General features: G+C 74.5%; 10 protein-coding genes, 1 tRNA gene and 1 pseudogene. 10 read left to right on the forward strand and 2 right to left on the reverse strand.

Annotated features, from left to right (window positions below):
* Positions 1-19 precede the first annotated feature (19 nt).
* From TPA0908_RS31605 to TPA0908_RS31635, 7 genes and pseudogenes are all read left to right on the forward strand, one after another.
* Positions 20-735 (forward strand): annotated as a pseudogene (locus TPA0908_RS31605) (uracil-DNA glycosylase).
* Positions 736-757: 22 nt separating this feature from the next.
* A complete protein-coding gene (locus TPA0908_RS31610) occupies positions 758-1492 on the forward strand; it encodes a DUF4129 domain-containing protein (RefSeq protein ID WP_281944176.1) in 735 nt (244 codons plus the stop codon).
* Positions 1489-2073, forward strand: coding sequence for a hypothetical protein (locus TPA0908_RS31615; RefSeq protein ID WP_281944174.1), 585 nt, complete (start codon positions 1489-1491; stop codon positions 2071-2073). The genes TPA0908_RS31610 and TPA0908_RS31615 overlap by 4 nt, the downstream gene beginning before the upstream one ends.
* Positions 2073-3068 carry an AAA family ATPase gene (locus tag TPA0908_RS31620; RefSeq protein WP_281944172.1) on the forward strand — a complete coding sequence of 332 codons (996 nt, stop codon included), beginning with the start codon at positions 2073-2075 and terminating at the stop codon, positions 3066-3068. The genes TPA0908_RS31615 and TPA0908_RS31620 overlap by 1 nt, the downstream gene beginning before the upstream one ends.
* A complete protein-coding gene (locus TPA0908_RS31625) occupies positions 3068-4432 on the forward strand; it encodes a DUF58 domain-containing protein (RefSeq protein WP_281944170.1) in 1365 nt (454 codons plus the stop codon). Before TPA0908_RS31620 ends, TPA0908_RS31625 begins: the two co-directional genes overlap by 1 nt.
* Before the next feature lie 5 nt (positions 4433-4437).
* The gene (locus TPA0908_RS31630) at positions 4438-5001 is read left to right on the forward strand and encodes a hypothetical protein (RefSeq protein WP_281944202.1); all 564 of its coding nucleotides are present in this window, start codon (positions 4438-4440) and stop codon (positions 4999-5001) included.
* Between the two features lie 102 nt (positions 5002-5103).
* On the forward strand, positions 5104-6435 hold the full coding sequence (locus TPA0908_RS31635) for an NAD(P)/FAD-dependent oxidoreductase (protein ID WP_281944169.1): 1332 nt from the start codon (positions 5104-5106) through the stop codon (positions 6433-6435).
* Positions 6436-6490: 55 nt separating this feature from the next.
* Here the strand turns inward: TPA0908_RS31635 and TPA0908_RS31640 are convergent, their stop codons facing one another.
* Positions 6491-8320, reverse strand: coding sequence for a hypothetical protein (locus TPA0908_RS31640; RefSeq protein ID WP_281944167.1), 1830 nt, complete (start codon positions 8318-8320; stop codon positions 6491-6493).
* Positions 8321-8421: 101 nt separating this feature from the next.
* On the opposite strand from TPA0908_RS31640, the gene TPA0908_RS31645 reads away from it, so the two are divergent.
* The 3 genes from TPA0908_RS31645 to TPA0908_RS31655 all read left to right on the forward strand — a co-directional run bounded on the left by TPA0908_RS31645 (position 8422) and on the right by TPA0908_RS31655 (position 9840).
* A tRNA-Leu gene (locus TPA0908_RS31645) sits at positions 8422-8502 on the forward strand.
* A 110-nt stretch (positions 8503-8612) separates the two neighbouring features.
* On the forward strand, positions 8613-9446 hold the full coding sequence (locus TPA0908_RS31650) for a Bax inhibitor-1/YccA family protein (RefSeq protein ID WP_281944166.1): 834 nt from the start codon (positions 8613-8615) through the stop codon (positions 9444-9446).
* 73 nt (positions 9447-9519) lie between these two features.
* Complete coding sequence (locus tag TPA0908_RS31655; protein WP_281944164.1) at positions 9520-9840, forward strand: hypothetical protein; 321 nt, start codon at positions 9520-9522, stop codon at positions 9838-9840.
* Between the two features lie 272 nt (positions 9841-10112).
* On the opposite strand, the gene TPA0908_RS31660 is transcribed toward TPA0908_RS31655, so the two are convergent.
* Complete coding sequence (locus tag TPA0908_RS31660) at positions 10113-10244, reverse strand: hypothetical protein (protein WP_281944209.1); 132 nt, start codon at positions 10242-10244, stop codon at positions 10113-10115.
* Between the last annotated feature and the right edge of the window lie 272 nt (positions 10245-10516).

Raw genomic sequence — 10516 nt, forward strand, 5'->3', positions numbered from 1 at the left:
GTCGCGTACCCCGGGGGAGGTGGTCGCCCGCGCGGCGCGGGCGACCGACCTGACCGACCTCGACGGCGCGGTCAGTGACTGCTTCGCCTGCCCGCGGCTGGTGGCGTGGCGCGAGGAGGTGGCCCGGGTCAAGCGGGCCGCGTTCCGCGACCAGGACTACTGGGGGCGGCCGGTGCCGGGCCTCGGGCCGCCGGACGCGCGGATCGCGATCCTCGGCCTGGCACCCGCCGCGCACGGCGGCAACCGCACCGGCCGGATCTTCACCGGGGACCGCTCCGGTGACGTGCTCTTCGCCGCGCTGCACCGGGCCGGGCTGGCCAACCAGCCGACGAGCGTCGCCGCCGACGACGGCCTCACGCTCCGGGAGACCCGCGTCTTCTCGGCCGTGCGCTGCGCCCCGCCGGACAACAAGCCCACCCCGGCCGAGCGGGACACCTGCGCGCCGTGGGTGCACCGCGAGAGGTCGAACTGATCCGCCCCACGCTGCGCGTGGTGGTCGCGCTGGGCGCGTTCGCCTGGGCCGCGTGGTGGCCGGTGCTTCGCCAGGTGTACGGGCAGCGCCCGCCCACACCGCGACCCGTGTTCGGTCATGGGGCACACTGGTCCGGCGAGTCCGTGCCGGCGTTGCTCGGCTGCTATCACGTCAGCCAGCAGAACACGTTCACCGGCCGGCTCACGCCGGCGATGTTGGACGACGTGTTCACCCGGGCCAAGCACCTGTCCGGGGTGGACTGAGGAACACACCTGAGGCGGGGGAATGGACTTCGGCGTGCTGCGCAGGTGGTGGCCGGTCGCGGCGGTCGCGGTGCTGCTCGCGGTCGCCGCCGTCGCCGCCGGGCACTCCGCGATCGGGGCCAGTCGGATTCCGCCCGTGGACAACGTCCCGTACGTCCCGGACTATCCGTCCGAGGCGCCGCCCTCGATCCCGGCCGAGCCCCGGGAGTTGGGCATCCCCTCCGAGGGTGGGGTGCCCGACTGGCTGGGCACCGCCGCGGTGGCATTGCTCTTCACGATCGTGCTGGTCGTCGTCGGCTACCTGCTCTGGAGCGTGCTCCGCGGCGCGCTGCGCCGGACCACCCGCGCGGTGCCGGTGCGGCGCACCCGGCGTACCGCCGAGGGGACGGCCCGCGAGGTGGTGGCCGCTCTGGACGCCGGGCTGGAGGAGTTGGACGACCGCGCCACCGACCCGCGGACCGCGGTGATCGCCTGCTGGGTCCGGCTGGAGGAGGCCGCCGAGGACACCGGGGTGCCCCGGAGGACCGGTGACACGCCCACCGACCTGGTCAGCCGACTGCTGCGCGGCGACCCCGAGGCGGGCATCCCGGCGATCGCCAGCGCCGACGTGCTGGACGGGTTCGCGCACGTCTACCGGGAGGCCCGCTACGCCACCCACCCGGTCGACGAACGCACCCGCGACCAGGCCCGGGCGGCGCTGCGCCGGCTGCGCGGCGAGCTGACCGGTGTGGCGGCGGGGGAGGTCGGCGCTCCGTGAGCACCAGCATCGACGACCTGCTCGGCTCCGGCGAGGAGCCCACCGGATCCGCGGCCGGACGGCCGGCCGGCGGCCGGGCCCGGTGGTTGCTGCGAATCGTGCTGGTCACCGCCGCCGCCGTCGTGGTGATCGTGGTCGGCCTCCGCGCGGTCGGCCTGCGGGTGCCGCTCTGGATCATCGTGGCGGGCGTGCTCGCGGTGCTCGCCGTGCGCCGGGTCACCGCCGCGCTCTCGCCCCCGCCGCCGCCGCGCGCCGGGCTGCGGTCCTCCGGCGGCGAGGAGTCCGGCACCTGGAACTGGTCCGCCCGGGACGCGCTGCGGACCGCCATCAACGGCTGGGAACGACCGCTGGACTGGTGCACCGACAACCGGGAGCGGTTCACCGAGCGGGTGCTGCCCCGCCTCGGTGAGCTGGCCGACGAGCGGCTGCGCCAGCGGCACGGCGTCACCCGCGAGTCCGACCCGGCGCGCGCCCGCGCCCTGCTGGGCGAGCCGCTGTGGACGTTCCTCGGCACCCCCGCCCGCCGCCCCCCGACGCCGCGCGACCTCGCGGCGATCGTCGCCGAACTGGAGAAGATCTGATGAACGAGGACCGGAGCATGCCTCCCGCCGAGGTGGGCCGGCTCGCCCGGACCGTCCTGGACGCGGTCGGCACCGTCGTGGTCGGCAAGCGCGAGGCGCTGGAGCTGGTGCTGGCCGGCATCCTGGCCGGCGGCCACGTGCTGCTGGAGGACCTGCCCGGCCTGGGTAAGACGCTCACCGCGCGGTGCTTCGCGCAGGCGCTCGGGCTGGACTTCCGCCGGCTCCAGTTCACCCCGGACCTGCTCCCCGCCGACGTCACCGGCTCGTTCCTGTACGACCAGAGCAGCGGCGACTTCTCGTTCCGGGCCGGGCCGCTCTTCACCAACCTGCTGCTGGCCGACGAGATCAACCGGACGCCGCCGAAGACCCAGTCGGCGTTGCTGGAGGCGATGCAGGAGAAGCAGGTCTCGGTGGAGGGCGTGACCTACCGCCTGGACGAGCCGTTCCACGTGCTGGCCACCGCCAACCCGATCGAGTACGAGGGCACCTATCCGCTGCCCGAGGCGCAACTCGACCGGTTCCTGCTGCGCGTCTCGTTCGGCTACCCGACCAACGACGAGGAGTGGGACGTGCTGCGCCGGCGCATCGCCCGCCGCCGCGAGGAGGCCGAGATCACGCCGGTGGTGGACGCCGCCACGCTGCGCGCCATGCAGGCCGCGCTGGAGGACGTGGTGGTCGAGGACTCGATCGGCCGGTACATCGTGGCGCTCACCGCGGCCACCCGCGAGCACCCGTCCGTGCTGGTCGGCGCGTCGCCGCGCGGCTCGCTGGCGTTGCTGCTGCTGTCTCGGGTGCGGGCCGTGCTCGCCAACCGGGACTACGTGGTGCCGGAGGACGTCAAGGCGGTGGCGGCGCCCGCGCTGGCGCACCGCATCACGCTGCGTCCGGAGATGTGGTTGCGCCGGGTCGACCCGGCGTTCGTGGTCGGCGAGGTGCTCGAGTCGACGCCCGCCCCGGCCAGCGGCGCGCTGCCCAGCTACGCCGCCGGGCGCTGATGGACGAGCGGGCCGAGCCGGCGAACGGCTGGGCGCCCACCTGGGCGCTCGGCCGGGCCGTGCTGCTCACCGGCGTGCTGCTCGTCGCGGCCGTGCTGCTCGGCCGGATCGACCTGGTGGTGCTGGCCACGCCGTTCGCGCTGGGCACCGCGTACGGGTTGCGCCGCCGCCCGGCCACCCAGCCCGAGCTGGAGCTGAGCGTCGCGGACACCCACCTGGTCGAAGGGGCGCCGATGGCCACCACCGTGGCGGTGGCCAACCCGGACCTGATCGGCTACGACCTGGCGGTGGTCCGGACCCGGATGTCGCCCTGGCTGCGGGTGGAGAAGGTCGGCTTCGGCGGTGCCGAGCTGGACGTGAGCCGCTCCGGCGGCGCGGACCGGCCGTTCGTCACGTCGGTGCCCCGGGGCAGCGCCGTCGACCTGGAGTTGACCGGCACCGCGCTGCGGTGGGGCCGGCACCCGTTCGGCCCGGCCGGCGTCCGGGTCGCCGCCGCCGACGGGCTGCTGGTCTCCCGGGCGGTGATCACCGCCCCGATCCGCGCCCGGGTCTACCCGCGCACCGAGCCGTTCGACGCGGTCGAGGCGATGCCCCGGGCCGCCGGACTGGTCGGCGCGCACCGGTCACGGCGGCCGGGGGAGGGCGGCGAGTTGGCCGGCGTACGCGTCTTCGCGCCCGGGGACCGGCTGCGCCGCATCGACTGGCGGGTGTCGTTGCGGGCCCGCCAACTGCACGTCGCGGCCACCCTCTCCGACCGGGACGCCGAGGTGGTGGTGCTGCTGGACGTGCTCGCCGAGGCGGGCCGCTCCGGCGGCGTACGCGGGCCGGCGTCGGTGCTCGACACCACGGTCCGGGCCGCTGCCGCGATCGCCGAGCACTACCTGCACCGGGGTGACCGGGTGGCGCTGCTGGAGTACGGTCCGGCCGCCCGGCGACTGCGCCCGGCGACCGGGCGGCGGCAGTACCTGACCGTGCTGGAGTGGCTGCTCGACGTGCAGGCCGAGTCGTCCCCGCACGAGCCGTACGACCAGGTGTTCGGCCCGCAGGTGCTCTCCTCGGACGCGCTCGTGGTGGTGCTCACCCCGCTGCTGGACGAGCGGTCGGCGCAGATGTTGGCCCGGCTGGCCCGGGGCGGGCGGTTCGTGGTGGCGGTGGACACGCTGCCGGCGGAGCTGCCGGTGCCGAAGGAACGGGGCTGGGCCGAGGTGGCGTACCGGCTGTGGCGGCTGGACCGGGACACGATGATCGGGCAGCTCCGCGAGCACGGCGTGCCGGTGGTGCGCTGGGCCGGCGCGGGCAGCCTGGACGAGGTGCTGCGCGACGTGTCCCGCCTGGCCATGGCGCCGAGGGTGGGGCTGCGGTGAGTGACCTGGCGGGCGGGCTCGTGGAACGGGTGCGGGCGGTGCGGTACAAGGTGGCCCGGGTCAGCCCGCTGCCGCTGCTGGTGCGCGGCGGCATCTTCCTGGTCGTGCTGGCCGGCTTCCTGCTCGCGTACCCGGTGCAGATGCTGGCCCCGCGGTCGCTGCTGGCCCTGGCGGTGGCCGCGGTGCTGCCGGCGGTCGCGCCGCGCCGGCTCTGGCCGACGTTCGCCGCGCTGGTGACGGTCGGCGGCTGGCTGCTGGCCATGCTCGGCTACGACCGGCCGCCGGCGCTGTGGCGGTTGCTCGCCGTGGCCACGCTGCTCTACCTGGCGCACACGCTCTGCGCGCTGGCCGCGCTGCTGCCCTACGACGGGTTGATCGACCCGGACCTGGTGCTGCGGTGGCTGGCCCGGGCCGGTGGCGTGGTGCTGGGCAGCGCCGTGCTCGGCGTCGTGCTGGCGTGGCTGGGCGCGCTCGGCGGGACCGACGGGACGCAGGTGGCGACCGTGGTGGGACTGCTGGTCGCGGTGGGGCTGAGCGCGTTGCTGGGGTGGCTGCTGCGTCGCAGATGACGGGACGCGGCGGGACGTTGCGCAGGTCACACGGGTTGTGCTCCGTCACAGAAGGGGGTCTCGCGCGGTATTACCGGAGCCCCCCGGGGAAAGATGGATGACGTGAATCCGAAGCGGATCCTTGTCGTGGGTGCCGGGCACGTCGGCCTGTACGCCGCTCTGCGTCTGTCGAAGAAGCTGAGCTCGCGTGAGGCCGAGGTGGTCGTCGTCGACCCGCAGCCCCACATGACGTACCAGCCGTTCCTCCCGGAGGCTTCGGCCGGCAACATCTCCCCGCGGCACGCTGTGGTGCCGCTGCGGCGGGAGTTGCGCAAGTGCACGGTGGTGGCCGGCACGGTCACCCGGATCGACCACGACCGCAAGACCGCCGTGGTGCAGCCGATCAGCGGCCCGACCCGGGAGATCCCGTACGACCACGTGGTGGTCGCCCCCGGCTCGGTCTCCCGCACCCTGCCGATCCCGGGCCTGCACGAGAACGGCATCGGGTTCAAGACCATCGGCGAGGCCATCTTCCTGCGCAACCACGTGCTGGACCGGCTGGACGTGGCGGCCGCCACGACCGACCCGGAGGTCCGTCGTCGCGCGCTGACGTTCACCTTCGTGGGCGGCGGTTACGCCGGCATCGAGGCGCTCGCCGAGATGGAGGACATGGCCCGCGACGCGCTGCGCTACTACCCGGAGCTGAAGCCGGAGGAGATGCGCTGGGTGCTGGTCGAGGCGACCCAGCGGGTGCTGCCCGAGGTCGACCGGGACATGGGCGCCTACACGGTGCAGCAGCTCCTGAAGCGGAACATGGACATCCGGCTGGACACCCGACTGGAGTCCTGCGTCGACGGGGTGGTCAAGCTCTCCGACGGAGACAGCTTCCCGTCCGACACCATCGTGTGGACGGCCGGCGTGAAGCCGTCGCCGATGCTGGACGCCACCGACTTCCCGCGCGACGAGCGGCGCCGGGTGACCTGCCGGCCGACGCTCCAGATCGTGGACGGCGACCGGGTGGTCGAGGGCGCGTGGAGCGCCGGTGACTGCGCCGCCGTGCCGGACCTGACCAAGGAGCCGGGCAACTTCTGCTCGCCCAGCGCCCAGCACGCGGTGCGGCAGGCCGCCCGGATGGCCGACAACATCGTGAACGTGGTCCGCGGGCGCGAGCCGGTCGACTACAAGCACAAGCACGTCGGCAGCGTGGCCAGCCTCGGCCTGCACAAGGGCGTGGCGCAGGTCTACGGCGTGAAGATGACCGGCTGGCCGGCGTGGTTCATGCACCGGACGTACCACATGTCGCGGATCCCGTCGTTCAACCGCAAGGTCCGGGTGGTGGTGGACTGGTCGCTGGCGTTCTTCCTCAAGCGTGAGGTGGTCGCGCTCGGCCAGCTGCACGACCCGCGTGAGGAGTTCGCCGAGGCGTCCGCCCCGCCGGTCGGCGCGCGCGTCTGACCGTTCGTCCCGAAGGGCCCTTCCCGCACGGGAGGGGCCTTTCGTCGTACCCGGGTCAGAACCGCCAGGTCCAGGCGTCGGCGACTCGGGTGCCCGGGCCGAAGAGCGCCTCCAGCGTGCGGCGCAGCAGCTCCGCGTGCGGGGCGTCGTCGGTCAGCGCCACGCACGACGCGCCCCAGGCGTCGACGTCCCGGGCCGCCTGACGGCGCTGCCGGTCACCGACGGCCGGCGCGACGCCCCGCCGGGCCACGTCGGCCAGCAGCGCCGAGGTGGGACGCTGCCAGGTGCCCATGGTGGCCGAGCCGCCGGGACCGTACGGGCCGATGAAGAACCCCTCCGGCATGCCGAACCCGACACCCGTGGCGGTGGCCCACCGCATCGGCCCGGGGTGCTGCGGGGTGGCCGTGGGCACCGGCACCAGCACCCCGCCGGGGCGTACGCACTGTCGCCAGTGGCCGCCGGTGACGAACGTGGGCAGCGGCGGCCGGTCGATCGTGGGCAGCGGCGTCGGGAAGACGCTGAGCAGGGCCGCGCCGACCGCCAGCGGCACCAGCCGGCGCGCCGGACCCGGCTCGTGCAGCGCCCGGTGCACGGCGAGCGTGAGCACGGTGCCGACCAGCGGCAGCACCGCCAGCGCGAACCGGGTGGGCAGCGCGCCGTCCACCACCGGCAGGCCGGCCAGCAGCGCGTACGGGCCGGGCACGCCGGTCCGTTCGCCGCCGGCCACCACCTCGGGGCCGAGCGAGAACGCGGCCAGCACCAGCGCCGCGGCGACCAGGGCGCGCACCAGCGCGCGCCGGCCCAGCCAGACCGCGCAGCCGGTCGCCACCACCAGCAGCGGCCAGCCCAGGAACGTGGTGAACTCCGCCGGGCCGGTGGTCAGCCGGACCGCCTCCGGGCTGCCGAGCACGGTCAGCGCGGAGAGCCGGGCCCAGCCGGTCAAATCGGCGGAGAAGTAGTCGGGCGGGAACATCCCGTCGGCGACGCCCTGCGGGCCGGCGAACTGGAGCCGGAGCGGGTACGCCAGCACCACCAGCGCGAGCCCGGCAGCGCCGAGCAGCCCACCGGCGAAGCCGGGCAACGCCCGACGCGGCAGCTCCCGGTCGGCCAGCCCGTACGCGACGGCCAGCACCGCCAGCGTGAGCACGGTGAGGAAGAGCACCTCCTCGCCGACGAAGACCTGGACGACGGCGGTGCCGGCCAGCCCGACCGCCGAGGAGATCATCCGGCGGCGGTCCGGGCCGTCCGGGCGACCGGCCGGGTCGGCGGCGCGCAGCAGCCGTACCACCAGCCAGACCAGCACCGGGACCAGCCACTGCGCGGTCATGTGCAGGTGACCGTTGCTCTGCGAGACCATGCCCGGCCCGAAGCCGCAGAGCGCCGCGCCGAGCCCGGCGGCGAGCCGGTGGGCCCGCAGCGTCCGGGTGAACAGCAGATACCAGGCGACCGCCGTGCCGGCCAGGTTGCCGGCGACGAGCAGGGCGAACGTGACCGGCGCGCCGAACGCCCACGTGACCGGCGCGAGCAGCACCCCGAGCGCGACGACCGAGGTGTTGGCCATCAGGTTGACCCCGTCCGGCGCGTTGAGCCGGTCGGTGACCAGGCTGAAGTCGCCGCGCAGGGCCCGCGCGTCGAGCGCCAGGAACCATTCGTAGAGCGTCTGGTCGGCCGGGTTGAGGGCGAGCATCCGGGCGCCCGGCGTGGGCCACAGGCCGTGGGTGAGGCCACCGGCGAACGCCACGAACAGCAGCCCGACCAGCAGGTCCGTGCGGTGCCGGCGAGCGGCGGCCCGTACCCGGCCGACCCGCGCCGCGGCGGTCGCCGACGCGGGGCGGACCGCCTGGTCGCGGTCGGGCCCGGGGGCCGCGCGGGCGGCGCTGGTCACGGCCCCGACCCTATCGGCCGGCCCCCACGGGGTACGCCGCGGCGCGGCGCAGCCGCTACGGTGAGATCTGCACCGCGCGTGTCGGCGCGGCGGTGTCACCCGCCCGGGTGGTGGAACGGCAGACACGGCCGCCTTAAAAGCGGCTGCCGAAAGGCGTGCGGGTTCGACCCCCGCCCCGGGCACGGAACTCTCAGCTTTCCCACAGCTTGACGCCGCGCACGGTCTTGTCGCCGCGTCTACGCTGGGAGGCGCACGTCTACGTGCGAACGACCCCCTGAGGGAGGCCTGAGAAGTGAAGACCTCGAACCCGGTGCTCGCCCGGCTCGGCCAGGCGGCCGAGCGTGAGCGGGCGACCGGGTACGCCCAGCCCGGGCCGTACGGTCAGCCCGGATACCCCCAGCAGTACCCGCCGCAGCAGCACTACCCGAGCGGCTACGGCCAGCCGGTGGCCCCGCCTGCGGTGACGCCGATGACCCTCGACGACGTGGTCGTCAAGACGGTCCTCATGCTCGCCATCCTGGGCGCCTCGGCCGCCGCGGCCTGGGTGCTCGTGCCGGACGCTCTGGTCGGCGTCGCCTGGATCGGCGCCGCCGTGGTCGGCCTGGTGCTCGGCCTGATCATCTCGTTCTCCCGGATGGCGAACCCGGCGCTCGTGGTCGCGTACTCGATCGTCGAGGGCGTCTTCGTCGGCATGGTCAGCAAGGCGTTCGACTCGCTCTACGACGGCATCGTGCTCCAGGCGGTGGCGGCCAGCTTCGGCGTCTTCTTCCTGATGGCGATGATCTACAAGGCGCGGATCATCCGGGCCACCCCGAAGTTCGCCCGGATCATGGTGGCGATCATCGCCGGCCTGTTCGGGGTGATGCTGGTCAACCTGGTGCTGTCGCTGTTCGGCGTCAACACGCACCTGCGGGACGGCAGCCCGCTCGCCATCGGCTTCAGCCTGGTCTGCATCGTGGTGGCGTCGCTGAGCTTCGTGCTCAACTTCGCCCAGATCGAGGAGGGGGTCCGGATGGGGCTCCCGCAGCGCTACGCCTGGACGGCCGCGTTCGGCATCGTGGTCGGCCTGGTCTGGCTCTACATCGAGATCCTGCGGCTGCTCAGCTACTTCCAGGGCGACGACTGACCGTCCCGCCCGCCCGTCGACGCCCGCCTGCCGCATCCCGCGGCGGCGGGCGTCGTCCGTAGACTCGCCGGTGATGAGCGCAGCGGAACTGGACCGGGCGGTGGCCCTGCTGGTCCGACAGGTCGGGCACTGGCAGCAGCCGCGCTGGTCGGCGCCGGCCGGGGGTGGCAACGTGTCCCGGGCCGACCTGGTGCACAAGCTGGTCCAGGAACTCGCCAACCTGGCCGCCGACGCCGCCGGTGAGCCGCGCCGCGAGGTGCCCCGGCTGCCCAGCGACCTGGCCCTGCCCGACCAGCTCCGGGTGGTCGCCGCCGACCTGGCCCTGGCCGCCCCACCGGCCCCGGTCCTGGCCGTCGCCGTCGACGCGATAACCCGCACCCGCACCACCCTCTAACCCACCCCGCCCTGCCCCGGCGATCTTGCAGTTGTTGCCCCGGCGAATCGGGTACAACGGGCGGACAGCGGGCCGGAAGTGCAAGATCGCGGGCGAGGTGCCGCACGTTTCGTGATCTGTCGGATGCCTACGAGGTTGATGGCGGAATGGGTCGAGCTGACGATGCGGCCCCGAGCGCGGCGACCGACACGCTGCACCTGACCCGTTTGCGCCATCAAGTTCGTAGGCGCCGGGAAAGTCGGTGCGAGTTGGGCTGGTGTGAGAGTCGGTGATCAGGGCTTCAGCCAGCGGCGCACCCGGGTCTGGCGGGCCCGGTCGAGTGCGCGCCGCACCGCCGGCAGGTCGTGCCCGGCGGCCTCGGCCTGCCGCGCGTGCAGCAGGCCGTAGGTGAACGTGTTTCTCAACCCTCGGCGTACGCCCGCAGCGCGTGCCGGCGCAGCGCCTCCGGGTCACCACCCGAGTCCTGGTTGCGTCCCGAGCAGTTCTGGAGCGCCTTGAGCCGCTTCACCAGGCGGGCCGGCCGGCTCTGCCGGCGTCGGCACCCGGAACATCCACCGCGTCCGGGCACGCACTGACGTCTTGCGCGCCTCGTGTGCAGGGCACGGTGTCCCGGCCGGTCCGCGGTCGGCCAACGCCCGGTCCCGCCGGTCGTCACCAGCGTGGCGCACCGCCCGGC

Origin of the sequence: Micromonospora sp. AKA38, from assembly GCF_027925725.1 — a bacterium.
Taxonomy (GTDB): domain Bacteria; phylum Actinomycetota; class Actinomycetes; order Mycobacteriales; family Micromonosporaceae; genus Micromonospora.